The sequence below is a fragment of the Noviherbaspirillum galbum genome (genome assembly GCF_010974945.1).
GTDB classification, from domain to species: Bacteria; Pseudomonadota; Gammaproteobacteria; order Burkholderiales; family Burkholderiaceae_D; genus Noviherbaspirillum; species Noviherbaspirillum galbum.
On record NZ_JAAIVB010000037.1, the window covers coordinates 218,538 to 233,951 of the forward strand.

Below are 15,414 nucleotides of genomic sequence, written 5' to 3' on the forward strand. Positions count from 1 at the left end.
GCGGCGGCGGCGGACGCGGTCACGGCAGGCACGGAGGATGAACGACACATGTGGAAGAGATTGAGAGGCGCGCTGCTCGCCGTCCTGCTGCTCGCGGACGTGGCGCAGGCGGTCGGCGCTGCCGATCCGTCCAAGGTCGTCCGCATGCCGTTCCCCGCGCCGGACGACGGCTTCGACATGGTCCGCTCGCTGAACCAGTATTCCGGCTGGCTGGCCGAGGCGATCTTCGAGCCGCTGCTCACCTACGACTACCTCGCCCGCCCGGTCAAGCTCGTTCCCAATACCGCCGCCGGCATGCCCGAGGTTTCCGAAGGCGGCCGGGTGTACACCTTCCGGCTGAAGAAGGGCATCCGGTTTACGCCAGACCCGGCCTTCAAGGGCGCACCGCGCGAACTCACCGCCCAGGACTACGCCTACTCCTTCAAACGCCTGCTCGACCCGGCCAACCGGTCCCCGGTCGCGAGTTTCCTCGACGGCAAGCTGGCGGGCATGGACAAGCTTGTCGAACAGGCAAGGAAGGGCGCTAAATTCGACTACGACGCGCCGGTGGCCGGCCTGCAGACACCCGATCCCTACACCCTGCGGGTGGAGCTCACCGCCCCGGACTACAACTTCCTCTACCTCGCCGCCAACGTCGCGCTCGGCGCGGTCGCCCGCGAAGCCATCGAAGCCTACGGCGAACAGTCGCGCCAGCATCCGGTCGGCACCGGCCCCTTCATGCTCAAGGAATATGTCCCGCGCAGCCGCATCCTGCTGGTGGCGAACCCCGGCTACCGCGGCATGTCCTGGAACTTCGAGCCCGGCAGCGATCCGCTCGACCAGCAGCTCGTCGCCGACATGAAGGGCAAGACCATGCCCCGGGTCGGTCAGGTGGAGGTGCTGATCATCGAGGAGGAACAGGCGCGCTGGCTGGCGTTCCAGGGCAAGCAGATCGACCTCGACTGGCTGCCGCAGATCGCCGCGCCCAGCGTGCTCAACGGCGACCGCCTGGCGCCGCAGTTCGCCAGCCAGGGCTTGCAGCTGCAGCGCTTCATCGAGCCGGCGGTCACCTACACCTCCTTCAACATGAAGGATCCCGTGGTCGGCGGCTACACCAAGGAAAAGCTGGCGCTGCGCCGCGCGATCGCGATGGCCTACAAGAACGCCGATGAAATCCGGCTCATGCGCAACGGCCAGGCGGTCGAGGCGGAAATGATCATCCCGCCCGGCATTGTCGGCCACGATCCCGACTACCGCCGGCTCGAAAAATACGATGTCGCGGCGGCCAACAAGCTGCTGGACAGGTTCGGCTACCGGAAGGGCGCGGACGGCTACCGCATGACGCCGGACGGCAAGCCCATCCTGCTTCGCATTTCGCGCGAAGCGGCGGTGATCTACCAGGAGCAGGCCGAGCTGTGGAAGCGCGGGCTCGACCAGATCGGCATCCGCGCCGAGTACCCGGTCAGCAATTTCGCCGACAACCAGAAGGCAGCCATCGAATGCCGGCTGATGATGTGGGGCAGCGCCTGGAATGCTGACTATCCGGACGGCGAAAACTTCCTGCAGCTGCTCTACGGGCCGAATGCCCGCCAGGGCAACAACGCCTGCTACGAATCGCCGGCCTATGACGCGCTCTACAAGAAGGCGATCGCCTTGCCGCCCGGCGCGGAACGCAACCGGCTCTATGCGCAGATGAACCGCCAGGCAGAGGTCGACAGTCCCTGGGTGATCCACACCTGGCGCATACGCAACTGGGTGGCGCGGCCATGGGTCAAGGGGTTCAAGAAGCATCCCATTTTGAATGCGCCCTGGCTGTATCTGGACGTGGAGAAGCATTGAGCGGGTGAATTGGGTTCAGGACACATCCTGGCGCGCTTTGTCGCAGTCATTCCCGCCTTCGCGGGAATGACGGAGGTAGCAAGGAACTGATGAATGGTGAAGTCCGAAATTGGCGCCACCAGCAAAGTGAAAGATTGTTGAAATGAAGCAGGCAATGCGATACGCGATGATGACGATGGCCGCCCTCTGCCTGGCGCCAGGCGCCGCGTCGGCCAAGGCCGATCCCGCCAAAGTCATCCGCCAGTCGCTGGAAGCGGCCGACGACGGCTTCGACACGCAGAAGACCGCCAACCTCTATTCGACCTGGATTGGCGAAGCGATCTACGACAGCCTGCTGGCCTACGACTATCTCGCGCGCCCCGCGAAGCTGATGCCTGGCGCCGCCGAGGCCATGCCGACCGTCAGCGAGGATGGCAAGGTCTATACCTTCAAACTGAAGAAGGGCATCTACTTCGCGCCGGACGAGGCCTTCAAGGGCGTCAAGCGCGAGCTGACGGCGAATGATTTCATCTACACCATCAAGCGGCTGTTCGACCCGGCGGTCCGCTCGCCGGTGCAAAGTCCCTTCGTCGGCAAGATCGTCGGCCTCGACGCCTACGCCGAGCAGGCGAAGAAATCCGGCCGCTTCGACTACGACGCGCCGGTGGAAGGCCTGCAGGCGCCGGACAGGTACACGCTCGTCATCAAGCTGACCGCGCCCGACCAGACGCTGAACTACCTGCTGGCCAATTCCCACACCGGCGCGATGGCGCGCGAAGCCATCGACTACTATGGCTCGGACACCGGCCGCCATCCGGTGGGCTCCGGGCCTTACTTCCTCAAGTCGTACACGCCGCGATCCAAGATCGTGCTCGAAGCCAATCCCTACTACCGCGGCTTCACCTGGAACTTCCAGTCTTCCGGCGAACCCGGCGACGACAAGATCATCAAGGAGATGAAGGGCAAGGACATGCCCCAGATCGGCCGCGTGGAGGTCGACATCATCGAGGAAGACCAGGCGCGCTGGCTCAGCTTCGACAGCGGCCAGCACGACATGGCCGAACTGGCCGACCCGGCCTCGCCGCGCGTGCTGGTGAAAGGCAAGCTCAGGCCCGAGTACGCGGCCAAGGGATTCCAGCTCTACCGCTATGCCGAGCCCGGCATCACGCATACCTTCATCAACATGAAGGATCCGACCCTGGGCGGATTCGGCAAGGACAGGATCGCCCTGCGCCGCGCGCTGGCGCTGGCCTACCGGGTGGACGACGAGATCGACCAAGTGCGCTTCGGCCAGGCGATCCGCGCGCAGTCCAACCTCGCGCCGGGCATCGTCGGCTACGATCCCGCCTACCGCAACAGCATCGCCTACGACCCCGTCCTCGCCGCCAAACTGCTGGATCATTTCGGCTACAAGAAAGGCGCTGACGGCTTCCGCACCATGCCTGACGGCAAGCCCCTGGTGGTGAAGATCAATGCGCAGGCCCATGCCCGCGACAAGGCACGCATGGAAATCTGGAAGCGTTCGCTGGACGCCATCGGCGTGCGCTCGGATTTCCAGGTCAGCAGTTTCGCCGACAACCTGAAGGCCGCCTACCGCTGCGAAGTGGCGATGTGGGGCCTCGGCGGAACCGCGTCGATTCCTGACGGCATCGACGCCCTCGAAACCTTCTACGGCCCGAATGCCTACCAGGGCAACCTCGGCTGCTACCAGTCGAAGGAATTCGATTCAGCCTTCGAAAAAGCCCGTATCATGCCGGACGGACCCGAACGCCAGGCCTTGTTCATCAAGATGAGCCGCATCCTGGAAGCGGACACGCCCGACATCCTTCACCTCTGGCGCATACGGAACTGGGTCACGCAGCCACACGTGAAGGGCTTCAAGAAACATCCCATCCATCACGCCGACTGGGTCTTCCTCGACGTGGAGAAGAAATGAGCAAAGAGACATTCAAAGCGGACAGCGGGGATCGCCTCTGTCATTCCCGACTACCTTGTCATCCCCGCGCAGGCAGGAATGACAGTGCCAGGCTGACAGGGCTCGCCAGACGCTTTCTCGGCACCTGCCTCGCCATGGGTCTCGGACTCGTCCTGCAAGGCCACGCCTTCGCCAAGGCTGACCCTGACAAGGTCATCCGCATTGCCTTCGAGCAGGCCGACAACGGCTTCGACATGCAGCGCGTCTCCAGCCTCTACTCGACCTGGATGTCCGAAGCGATCTACGAGACGCTGATGATCTACGACTACCTGGCGCGTCCGGCGAAGCTGGTGCCGCAGGTCGCCGAGGACATGCCCGAAATCACCAACGACGGCCGGACCTATACCTTCCGCATCCGCAAGGGCATCTTCTTCACGCCCGATCCCGCCTTCAAGGACCAGAAGCGAGAGCTGACCTCGACCGACGTCGCCTACACGCTCAAGCGCATCATGGACCCGAAGACGCTGTCGCCGCAGGCAGGCAGCTTCGAAGGCAAGTTCGTCGGCATGGAGGAACTGGTCAAGGAAGCCAAGGCGAGCGGCAAGTTCGATTACGACAAGCCGATCGCCGGCCTGGAAACGCCCGACAAGTACACCCTGCGCCTGAACCTCGCCGAGCCCGACTCGACCATGCTGCACCTGCTGGCGAATTCGCACAGCGGCATCGTTGCCCGGGAGGTGGTGGAAGCGAACAACAACGACGTCGGCCGCCACCCGGTCGGCACCGGCGCCTACATGCTCAAGGAATACGTGCCGGGCAGCCGGGTCATCCTGGTGGCCAATCCGGATTACCGCGGCTTCACCTGGGACTTCAAGGCCTCCGAGCCGGGCGACGAACGGCTGGTGAAGGAAATGAAGGGCAAGCAGATGCCCCAGGTCGGACGCATCGAAGTCCTTTTCATCGAGGAAGACCAGTCGCGCTGGCTGGCCTTCGACAGCGGCCAGATCGATCTCGCCGAGCTGGCCGACCATGCCTCGACCAAGGTGCTCGACAACGGCAAGCTGCGCCCGGCCTTCGTCGAGAAGGGCATCAAGATCTCGCGTTCGCTGGCGCCGGCCATCACCTATACCTTCTTCAATTTCCGCGACCCGCAGGTCGGCGGCTTCAGCCTGGAAAAGATCGCGCTGCGCCGGGCGCTGGCCATGTCCTACCGGGTCAAGGATGAAATCGTGCAGGTCCGCTACGGCCAGGCGGTGCGGGCGCAGTCCATCATCCCGCCCGGCGTGTATGGCTACGATCCGGCCTACCGCAACAGCATTCCCTACGATCCGGACTTAGCCAACAAGCTGCTCGACCGCTTCGGCTACAAGAAGGGGCCGGACGGCTTCCGCAACCACCCCGACGGCAAGCCGCTGGTGTTGCGCATCCATTCCGCGCCGAGCACGCGCGACAAGGCCATCATGGAAATCTGGAAGCGTTCGCTGGACGCCATCGGCGTGCGCGCCGAATTCCCGGTCAGCAGCTTCGCCGACAACCTCAAGGCGGCCTATCGCTGCGAGCTGATGATGTGGCAGCTCGGCGGCGTGGCGGGCATCCCCGACGGCATGGACTTCCTCGACAGCTACTACGGTCCGAACGCCGGCCGCGGCGCGAACCGTAACTGCTACCAGTCCGAGGCCTACGACGAGATGTTCCGCAAGGCGCGCATCCTGCCCGAGGGCCCGGAGCGCCTGGCGCTGTACCAGAAGATGGTGCGCCAGCTCGAAGCCGATACCGCGATCACGCTCAACCTCTGGCGCTACCGCAATTTCCTGTCGCAGGGCAGGGTGCTGGGCTACAAGAAGCACCCCATCATGTACGGCGACTGGCGTTTCCTCGACGTGGAAAAGAAATAGGACGCCGACGATGCCGACGCTGACACGACGATTGCTGAACGCCCTGGCGGCGGTCCTGCTGGCGCATGCCGGCATGGCCGCGCCCGCCTTCGCCAAGGCCGACATGTCCAAGGAGCTGCGTGTCGCGTTCGACGGCGCGGACGACGGCTTCGACATGGTCCGCACCAACAACAGCCTGTATTCGACCTGGGTGGGCCAGGCAATCTACGAATCCCTGCTGACCTACGACTACCTCGCGCGGCCGGTGAAGCTGGTGCCTTCCGCCGCGGAAGCGATGCCCGAAGTGAGCGACGACGGCAAGACCTATCTCTTCCACCTCCGCAAGGGCATCTACTTTTCGGACGATCCGGCGTTCAAGGGCAAGAAGCGCGAGCTGACCGCGGCCGACGTGGTCTACAGCATCAAGCGCATCGTCGACCCGGTCAACCGCTCGCCGTCGTCGTCTTCCTACGAAGGCAAGATCGCCGGGCTCGACGACCTGATGAACGCGGCCCGCAAGGGCGGCAAGTTCGACTACGACAAGCCGATTCCCGGCCTCGAGGCGGTGGACAGCCATACGCTGCGCATCCGCCTCGTCACCCCCGACCCCAACATGCCCTTCGTGCTGGCGCATTCGAGCGCGAGCATCGTGGCGCGCGAGGTGATCGAGCAGTACGGCCAGGACAGCGGCCGCCATCCGGTCGGGACGGGACCCTACCTGCTGAAGGAATACGTCCCGCGCAGCAAGATCGTGCTCGAAGCCAATCCGAACTACCGCGGCGCGACCTGGAACTTCCAGCCCGGCGACGACAAGTGGGACGAGCAGCTCGTCAAGGACATGAAGGGCAAGAGCCTGCCGCTGATCGGCCGCGTCACCGTCAGCATCATCGAGGAAGAGCAGTCGCGCTGGCTGGCGTTTTCCAGCGGCCAGCTCGACTTCGACAAGCTCGCCGACAACGTGTCGAGCCGCGTGCTCGACCGCGACAAGCTCAAGCCGGAATTCCTCGAGCAGAAGCTGTCGCTCTACCGCTTCGTGGTGCCCGACATCGTCTACACCTACTTCAACTTCAAGGATCCGGTGGTCGGCGGCTACACCAACGACAAGATCGCCCTGCGGCGCGCGATCGCGATGAGCTACAACGTCAACGACGAGATCTTCAGGGTGCGCCAGGGACAGGCCATCAAGGCCCAGTCGCAGATCGTTCCCGGCACGGTCGGCTACGACCCGAACTACCGCAGCAGCATCGCCTACGACCCGGAGCTCGCCAACAAGCTGCTCGACAGGTTCGGCTACAAGAAGGGCGACGACGGCTGGCGCACCGCGCCCGACGGCAAGCCGCTGGTGATCAAGATGTATTCCCAGCCCAGCGCCAAGGATGCGGCCATCATGGAGGTGTGGAAGCGCGGCCTCGACCGCATCGGCCTGCGCAGCGATTTCCCGGTCAGCAACTTTGCCGACAACCTCAAGGCCGCGTCCCGCTGCGAGCTGCCGATCTGGATGCTGGGCGGAACGGCGGGCATCCCGGATGCCTACGACGGACTGGAAAGCTTCTACGGACCGAATTCCGGACAGGGCAACATGGGCTGCTACCAGTCGGAAAAGTTCGATGCCTGGTACCGCGAAGGCCGCACCATGGGCGACAAGCCCGAGCGCCAGGCGCTGATCAACAACATGAACCGCCAGCTGGAAGCGGACACCGCGGTGTTCCCCCATGTGCATCGCATCCGCAACTGGATTTTCCAGCCCTGGATCAAGGGCTTCAAGCAACACCCCATCCAGCATAACAACTGGATGTACCTCGACATCGACAAGCATTGACACCGGATACGCAGGATCAAGGAGCAGCGACAAGCATGATGAAACGGACCTGGATACGCGGCATGTTGGCCGCATGCCTTCTGGCAGGCGCGGCTGGCGCGACCCTGCCCGCCACGGCAGCGTCCGCCGACCCCAACAAGGTGCTGCGGTACATCTTCATCGCGCCGGAGACGGGCTTCGACCCGGCCATCTCGCGCGACCTGTATTCGGCGCACGTCGTCCAGTCGGTGTTCGAGACCCTGTTCAGCTACGACTACCTCGCCCGCCCGGCGAAGCTGGTGCCGCTGACCGCGGCCGAGCTGCCCGAGGTATCCGAGGATGGCAAGACCTACACCATCAAGCTCAGGAAGGGCATTTTCTTTCAGCCCGATCCGGCCTTCGGCAGCAAGAAGCGCGAGCTCACCATGGCCGACTACGTGTATTCGTACAAGCGCCTCTTCGATCCCAAGCTTGCGTCGCCCCATACCTGGCTGCTCGAAAACAAGGTCGTCGGGCTGGACGAACTGGCCGAGCAGGCGAAGAAGACCGGCAAGTTCGACTACGACGCGCCGGTGGCGGGCTTCGAGCTGATCGACAAGTACACCCTGCGCATCCGCCTCAAGCAGCCCGACTTCAACCTCGGCATGGCCCTCGCCCACGAACCCACCAGCGCGGTCGCGCGCGAGGTGGTCGAAAAATACCGCGACGCGATGGGGCAGGTGATGGCCAACCCCGTCGGCACCGGGCCGTACACCCTGACCGAATGGGTGCGCGGCGCCAAGATGGTCCTGACCGCGTATCCCGATTACCGCGGCTACACCTGGGACTGGAAGGCCGGCACCGATCCCGAGGACGCCGACATCGTCGCCAAGTTGAAGGGCAAGCGCATGCCGCAGATCGGGCGCGTGGAAATCTACGTGATGGTCGAGGACCAGTCGCGCTGGCTCGCCTTCCAGAACGACGAGGTCGACCTGTTCCAGCTCGAAGGCCCGCTCGCGCCGCGCGCGCTGGACAACGGCAAGCTCAAGCCCGAGCTGGCGAAGAAGGGCGTCTACATGTCGCGCATCATCGACCCGGAAATCAGCTACTACTACTGGAACATGAAGGACCCCGTCACCGGCGGGCTGAGCAAGGAAAAGATCGCGCTTCGCCGGGCCATCGCCATGGCGCACAACGTCGAGGAAGAAATCAAGATCGTCTGGAACGGCGAGGCGGTGGCCCTGCAATACCCCATCCCCCCGGGCGTGGTCGGCCACGATCCCGACTACCGGAGCACCATCCAGTACGATCCCAAGGCCGCCAACGCCCTGCTCGACAAGTTCGGCTACAAGAAGGGTTCCGACGGCTACCGCAACACGCCGGAAGGCAAGCCTTTCACCATCCGCTATTCAGCCCGCGCCGATTCCAACGGCCAGGCGCAATCCGAGATCTGGAAGAAGACCTTCGATTCCATCGGCCTGCGCATGGTCGGCGACCGCCGGCCCTTCCCGGAACTGCTGAAGGCTGAGAAGCAATGCCAGCTCATGACGCGCACCAATCCCTGGATCGCGGATTACCCGGACGGCGACAACTTCATGCAGCTGTTCTACGGCCCCAACATCGGCCAGAACAACAATGGCTGCGTCGCGATACCCGAGTACGACAAGCTGTACGCCGAAACCCAGAAGCTGAAGCCCGGCCCGGAGCGGGATGCGCTGTACCACAAGATGGCGCGCATCATGGAGGTCAACTCCGCCCAGCGCATCGGCTACGCGCGCTACCGCAACATGCTCGCCCAGCCGCGCGTGATCGGCTTCAAGAAACATCCCATCCTGCATGCGGAATGGATGCATATCGATGTGGAGCCGAGGAAGTGATGCCTATTGCGCCCGTCATGGCTATCTCCCTAACTCCCGCCATAACTCCCTCCCCTTCAAAGGGAGGGCAGGGGTGGGGATGCGTCTCGGGCGTGATTAAAGAACAAAATTCGGGTCGCCGGCGATATCTATGCTGTTCTTTGCTCGCTATCGAAACCCATCCCCACCCTAACCCTCCCCTTGAAGGGGAGGGAACCGACAAGACGATCACCCTCTCCTTCAAGGGGCGGGGACTAGAACGAGGAACAGAATGAATCCGACCACCATTCTCCGCCCCCTGGGCGCCACCCTGATCGCCCTGGCAGTCGGGCAATCCCACGCCGCCGCCGAGCGTCCGCTGATCCCGCTGCTCAAGGCGGAACAGGTCAAGCCCGCCTGCGACAAGGGCCTCGCTTCGCTCCGCAAGCAGGTGACGGCCCTCGAAGCCAAGCCCAAGGCCCAGTCCGGCGACGCGAAGAAGGTCTTCGCCGAATGGAATACCCTGCAGATCGCCATCGAGGACCTGCAGGGGCCGGTGGAAGTCTGGAACAACATGTCGCCCGACCCCAAGGTGCGCCAGGCGTCGGAAGCCTGCCTCGTCGAAATCAGCAAGTTCGCGACCGACCTGTTCCAGAGCGACAAGCTTTACCAGCGCTTCAAGGTGGTGAAGCCGGGCGACAAGGTGGAAGACAAGGTGCGCGAAGACGCGATGGAAAACTTCGAGGACACCGGCGTCGCCCTCGCGCCGGCAAAGCGCGCGCGCATGAAGCAATTGCTCAACGAGCTCGAGCTGCTGAGCCAGGAATACGCCCGCAACGTCCGCGACAACAATACCAAGCTCGCCTTCACTCCGGATGAAGTGAAGGGCCTGCCCGAGAGCTATCTTTCCCGCGCCAAGCGCGACGCCAACGGCAACTACCTGCTCGGTTTCGAATATCCGGACTACAACCCCTTCATGGAGTACTCCGACAACGAAGCCGCGCGCAAGCGTTACCAACTCGCTTTCGCCAACCGCGGCACGCCGCGCAACCTCGACCTGCTCAAGCAGGCGATGGAAAAGCGCCTCGAGATCGCCAAGCTCTTCGACCTGCCCAGCTTCGCCCATTTCGTGATCCGCCGCCGCATGGCCGAAACGCCCGAGGCCGTCAACAAGTTCCTCGCCGACGTGCAGGGCGCGGTCACCGACGTCGAGAAGCGTGAACTCGAGGAACTGCGCCAGTTCAAGGCCGCCAAGCTCAACATTCCCGCCGAGCAGTCGCGCATCGAACGCTGGGACGTGTCGTACTGGCAGCAGAAGCTCAAGCAGGAGCGCTACAGCATCGACCAGAACGAACTGCGCAAGTATTTCCCGACCGACGCCTCGGTGGACTGGGCGCTCAAGATCTCCAGCGACCTCTACGGCGTGGATTTCAAGCGCGTCGACGTTCCGGCCTGGCACGAGGAAGTACGTTATTACGACGTGATCGACCGTGCCAGCGGCCAGCGCATTTCCGGCATGTACCTCGACCTCTTCCCGCGCGACGGCAAGTACAACCATGCCGCCGCCTTCCCGATCCGCAGCGTCAGCACGGTCGCCAAGCGCACGCCGATCTCGGTACTCGTCACCAATTTCGACCGCCAGGGCCTGAACGCCGACGAACTCGAAACCCTGGTGCACGAGTTCGGACACGTGCTGCACGGCGTGCTTTCGAACACCCGCTACGTCATGCAGGCCGGCACCAGCGTCGAGCGAGATTTCGTCGAGGCGCCGTCCCAGATGTACGAGGAGTGGGCGCGCAGCAAGCAGTCGCTGCAGATGCTGGCGCCGCTGTGCAAGACGGCCTGCCCGACCATCTCGGATGACATGGTCAAGCGCATGACCGCCGCCCACAACTATGGACGCGGCATCCGCTATGCGCGCCAGTTGCTTTACGCGAGCTACGACATGAACCTGCATACCCCCACGGTGGGCGATCCGCAGGCGATCTGGGAAAAGATGGAAGGCGCCACGCCGCTCGGCCACGTGCCGGGCAGCCAGTTCCCCAGCCAGTTCGGCCACCTGATGGGCGGCTATGCGGCCGGCTACTACGGCTACATGTGGTCGGAAGTGATCGCGCTCGACATGCTGTCGCGCTACAGCGGCAAGCTGATGAATCCGGAGGTGGGCCGGCTCTACCGCCAGACCATCCTGGAACGGGGCAGCGAACTGAAGGGACGCGACCTGGTCCGCTCCTTCCTCGGCCGCGACCCGAATCCCAAGGCTTTCTTCGATGAAATCAATGGCCAGCGCCTGCAATAACCCCATGCAAACGAGAGGGAAACCATCATGACCGCTTATATCCTGCGACGCCTCTGGCAGATGCTTCCCACCATGCTCGGCGTGGTGGTGCTGGTATTCGTGCTGTTCAACTGGGTCGGCGGCGACCCTGCCTACATCCTTGCCGGCAAGATGTCGAATCCGGAGCAGATCGCCAACATCCGCCGCCAGCTCGGCATCGACGAGCCTTACTACGTGCAGCTGTGGATCTTCATCAAGCAGATCGTCACGTTCAACTTCGGCGCAAGCTGGAGCACCGGCGAGTCGGTAGCCAACGTCATCCTGACCCGCCTCGGGCCATCGCTGACGGTGCTGATCCCGTTGACCATCCTAGAAACCTTCCTCGCAGTGGCGCTGGCACTGGCGATCGCCTTCGTGCGCGGCTCGCTGACCGACCGCGCCGTGATGATCGCCTGCACCATCGGCATGTCGATCTCCATCCTGGTCTACATCATCGTGTTCCAGTATTACTTCGCCTACAAGCTCGGCCTGTTCCCGGTGCAGGGCTGGGGCAACAACTTCTTCGAGAACCTGTTCAAGTACTCGGCGCTGCCCATCCTGATCGCGCTGGCGGTCGGCATCGCGCCCAACCTGCGCCTGTTCCGCACCTTCGTGCTCGACGAGGTGAACCAGGACTACGTGCGCACCGCGCGCGCCAAGGGTGCGTCCGAGAAGCGCGTGCTGTGGGTGCACGTGCTGCGCAACGCCTCGATTCCCATGATCACCCACGTGATGTCCAACCTGCCGGCCCTGCTGATTGGCGCCTTCCTGATCGAGCGCTTCTTCTCGATCCCCGGCATCGGCCGCGAGGTGATCCTCGCGGTGGAGCGCAGCGACTTCCCGGTGATCAAGGCCATCACGGTCTACGTTGCCGCGGCGACCATGATTTTCAACCTGCTGACCGACCTGATCTATTCGGCCGTCGATCCGCGCGTGCAGCTGAAGTAAGGATGAGCCATGAAAGCAACGACTGAAATCAAATCCGCCGGCCCCGCGCCGGGTCTTCCGGCCGCGCCGGTCGATGCGCACGTGTCGCCCAGCCTGTGGGCGCTCGCGTGGCGCCGCCTGAAGGCCGACACCGTGGCCATGATCGCGCTGGTGGTGGTGTGCTTCTACCTGGCGCTGCTGGTGCTGTCGATGACCGGCATGATCGCCAAGGACTGGGACGCGGAAGTCGCGGTGAACTACGCGCCGCCCACTTTCGTCGGCCCGCAGTCGGCGGAAGACCTGGCCCTGGCCACCGGCGGCAACGCCGTCGAGGCGCCGCCGCCGGAAAACCCGCTCGATCCGCTCAAGGACATCATCCGCGAGCTGCGCGGCAATGCCGCCGCTTCCCCGAACGCCAATGTCGACATGTACGGCGTGACCGATCCGCTGGAAAAGGAAATGGCGGAAATTCGCGCCCAGCTCGGCAACACCACCGCGAAGGCAGCCGACAAGGCGCAGACCCTGCCGTTCGGCGCCGACAAGTGGGGCCACGACGTCATCAAGAAGACCATCAAGGGCGCGGAAACCTCCATCGTCGTCGGCCTCGTCGCCGCCGCGCTGGCGACCGTGCTCGGCACCATCTTCGGCGCGCTGTCGGGTTACTTCGGCGGCTGGGTGGACGACTTCTTCAACTGGTTCTACAGCATCTTCACCTCGGTGCCTTACCTGCTGCTGATCCTGGCGGTGGCGGCGGTGCTGCAGCAGAAGGGCGTGATGACCATCGTGCTCATCCTCGCCCTGACAGGCTGGACCGGCACCTACCGCCTCATCCGCGCCGAATACCTGAAGCACAAGTCGCGCGAATACGTGTGGGCGGCGGATGCCATCGGCGCCACCGACTGGCGCAAGATGTTCAACCACATCTTCCCCAACGTCAGCCACGTTGCCCTGGTGCAGATTTCCATCCTGGTCGTCGCCTTCATCAAGTCGGAAGTCATCCTGTCCTTCCTCGGCTTCGGCGTGCCGGTGGGCGTGGTGTCCTGGGGCTCGATGCTCAACGAGGCCCAGAACGAACTGATCCTGGGCAAGTGGTGGCAGCTCACCGCGGCGACCGTCGCCATGGCGGTGCTCGTGACCGCGTTTTCCATGTTCACCGACGCGCTGCGCGACGCGCTCGATCCCAAGCTCAAGTAAAGGACGCCCATGAACGACAAACCTCTCCTGAGCGTGCGCGACCTGCGCGTGAGCTTCAAGACCGACAAGACCCATTACATCGAGGCGGTGAAGGGCGTGTCCTTCGACGTGCCGCGCAACGCCACGGTGGCGCTGGTGGGCGAATCCGGCAGCGGCAAGTCGGTGAGCTCGCTGGCCACCATGGGCCTGCTGCCCGGCGAAACCTCGCGCATCGACGCCAACAGCCGCATCGAGTTCGAAGGCCGCAACCTGCTCGACCTCACGCCGGCCGAGCGCCGCGCCCTGTGCGGCAAGGAAATCTCCATGATCTTCCAGGAGCCGATGACGTCGCTGAACCCTGTGTTCACCGTCGGCTACCAGTTGTCCGAGGTGCTGATGCTGCACATGGGACTGGGCAAGCGGCAGGCGAGGGCGCGCGCCCTCGAACTGCTGAAGGAAGTCGGCATTCCCGACCCCGAGCGCAAGATAGACGCCTATCCCAGCCAGATGTCCGGCGGCCAGCAGCAGCGCGTGATGATCGCCATGGCGATCGCTTGCGAGCCCAAGCTTCTGATCGCCGACGAACCCACCACGGCGCTGGACGTGACCATCCAGAAACAGATCATCGACCTGATCGCCGCCCTGCAGAAGAAGCACAACATGTCGGTGCTGTTCATCACCCACGACCTCGCGCTCGTGGGCGAGATCGCCGACCACGTGATCGTGATGCGCAACGGCGAAGTCCGCGAGACCGGCACGGTCGAGCAGATCTTCGACAACCCGCAGGACGCCTACACCAAGGCGCTGCTGCGCTGCCGCCCCTCGCTCGACAGCCGGCCGATGCGCCTGCCTGTGATCGACGACTACATGAACGGCCACCACGAGCCGGACATCATTCACCAGCAGCGGTCGCGCGGCTATACCGGCAACGAGGACATCGTGCTGGAGGTGCGCAACCTCGGCAAGAGCTTCTATACCCGCGAGGGCCTGTTCGGCAAGAAGGAGTTCAAGGCGGTCAACGACGTGTCCTTCAAGCTGGCGCGCGGCAAGACGCTGGGCGTGGTGGGCGAATCCGGTTCCGGCAAGACCACGGTGGGCCTGACGCTGCTGCGCCTGCACCAGGCCACGGCCGGCCAGGCTCTGTTCGAGGGCAAGGATATCCTGGCTATGTCGAACAGCGAATTCCTCGCCTACAAGCGCCGCATCCAGATCATCTTCCAGAATCCGTATGCCTCGCTGAACCCGCGCTTCACCATCGGCCAGATCCTGGTCGAACCGATGCGCATCCACAACATCGGCGCCAACGACGACGAGCGCGCCGCGATGGCCCACCAGTTGCTCAAGCGCGTGGGCCTGCCGCCGGTGGCGTTCTACCGCTATCCGCACGAGTTTTCCGGCGGCCAGCGCCAGCGTATCGCGATCGCGCGCTGCCTGACGCTCAAGCCCGAGGTGCTGGTATGCGACGAGTCGGTCTCGGCGCTCGACGTCTCGGTGCAGGCGCAGGTGCTCAACCTCCTGCAGGAACTGCAGGAAGAGTACGGCATGAGCTACATCTTCATTTCCCACGACCTTGCGGTGGTGAAGTACATCGCCGACCAGGTCATGGTGATGAACAAGGGTGAAGTCGTGGAGATGGCCAATTCCGACGAGCTGTACCACGATCCCAAGCATCCGTACACCAAGACGCTGCTCGGCGCGATTCCGAAAGGCTTGGTGCATCACTCGCATTGACGTCACAGAGGTGTGAGGCGATTCACATGGGATCCCCGCCTGCGCGGGGGGTGAAGCAGGGGTTTCGC

At 63.8% G+C, this 15,414-nt stretch carries 9 protein-coding genes; all 9 read left to right on the forward strand.

What is annotated here, in order from left to right; all coding sequences use genetic code 11:
• Nucleotides 1-48: 48 nt before the first annotated feature.
• Nucleotides 49-1,818, forward strand: a complete 1,770-nt coding sequence (locus G3574_RS11465; RefSeq protein WP_163963150.1) for an ABC transporter substrate-binding protein — start codon at nt 49-51, stop codon at nt 1,816-1,818.
• A gap of 154 nt (nt 1,819-1,972) precedes the next feature.
• Entirely contained in the window at nt 1,973-3,733 is a 1,761-nt protein-coding gene (locus G3574_RS11470; protein ID WP_235953308.1) for an ABC transporter substrate-binding protein, read from the forward strand.
• Between the two features lie 134 nt (nt 3,734-3,867).
• Nucleotides 3,868-5,607 (forward strand): ABC transporter substrate-binding protein, encoded by a 1,740-nt coding sequence (locus tag G3574_RS11475; RefSeq protein ID WP_163963154.1) that lies wholly within the window; start codon nt 3,868-3,870, stop codon nt 5,605-5,607.
• A 10-nt stretch (nt 5,608-5,617) separates the two neighbouring features.
• Nucleotides 5,618-7,405, forward strand: a complete 1,788-nt coding sequence (locus G3574_RS11480; RefSeq protein WP_163963156.1) for an ABC transporter substrate-binding protein — start codon at nt 5,618-5,620, stop codon at nt 7,403-7,405.
• Between the two features lie 38 nt (nt 7,406-7,443).
• Nucleotides 7,444-9,240 (forward strand): ABC transporter substrate-binding protein, encoded by a 1,797-nt coding sequence (locus G3574_RS11485; protein ID WP_163963376.1) that lies wholly within the window; start codon nt 7,444-7,446, stop codon nt 9,238-9,240.
• A 250-nt stretch (nt 9,241-9,490) separates the two neighbouring features.
• Nucleotides 9,491-11,497 (forward strand): M3 family metallopeptidase, encoded by a 2,007-nt coding sequence (locus G3574_RS11490; protein ID WP_163963158.1) that lies wholly within the window; start codon nt 9,491-9,493, stop codon nt 11,495-11,497.
• Between the two features lie 27 nt (nt 11,498-11,524).
• On the forward strand, nt 11,525-12,463 hold the full coding sequence (locus G3574_RS11495) for an ABC transporter permease (RefSeq protein ID WP_163963160.1): 939 nt from the start codon (nt 11,525-11,527) through the stop codon (nt 12,461-12,463).
• Between the two features lie 9 nt (nt 12,464-12,472).
• Complete coding sequence (locus G3574_RS11500; RefSeq protein WP_163963162.1) at nt 12,473-13,636, forward strand: ABC transporter permease; 1,164 nt, start codon at nt 12,473-12,475, stop codon at nt 13,634-13,636.
• Between the two features lie 9 nt (nt 13,637-13,645).
• Complete coding sequence (locus tag G3574_RS11505) at nt 13,646-15,346, forward strand: ABC transporter ATP-binding protein (RefSeq protein ID WP_163963164.1); 1,701 nt, start codon at nt 13,646-13,648, stop codon at nt 15,344-15,346.
• The last annotated feature ends 68 nt before the right edge of the window (nt 15,347-15,414 follow it).

Bases quoted from the DNA above. Each gene is read 5' to 3' on its own strand.
- G3574_RS11465 (WP_163963150.1), top strand. From the start codon at position 49: ATGTGGAAGAGATTGAGAGGCGCGCTGCTCGCCGTCCTGCTGCTCGCG.
- G3574_RS11480 (WP_163963156.1), top strand. From the start codon at position 5,618: ATGCCGACGCTGACACGACGATTGCTGAACGCCCTGGCGGCGGTCCTG.
- G3574_RS11485 (WP_163963376.1), top strand. From the start codon at position 7,444: ATGAAACGGACCTGGATACGCGGCATGTTGGCCGCATGCCTTCTGGCA.
- G3574_RS11470 (WP_235953308.1), top strand. From the start codon at position 1,973: ATGCGATACGCGATGATGACGATGGCCGCCCTCTGCCTGGCGCCAGGC.
- G3574_RS11505 (WP_163963164.1), top strand. From the start codon at position 13,646: ATGAACGACAAACCTCTCCTGAGCGTGCGCGACCTGCGCGTGAGCTTC.
- G3574_RS11490 (WP_163963158.1), top strand. From the start codon at position 9,491: ATGAATCCGACCACCATTCTCCGCCCCCTGGGCGCCACCCTGATCGCC.
- G3574_RS11495 (WP_163963160.1), top strand. From the start codon at position 11,525: ATGACCGCTTATATCCTGCGACGCCTCTGGCAGATGCTTCCCACCATG.
- G3574_RS11475 (WP_163963154.1), top strand. From the start codon at position 3,868: ATGGGTCTCGGACTCGTCCTGCAAGGCCACGCCTTCGCCAAGGCTGAC.
- G3574_RS11500 (WP_163963162.1), top strand. From the start codon at position 12,473: ATGAAAGCAACGACTGAAATCAAATCCGCCGGCCCCGCGCCGGGTCTT.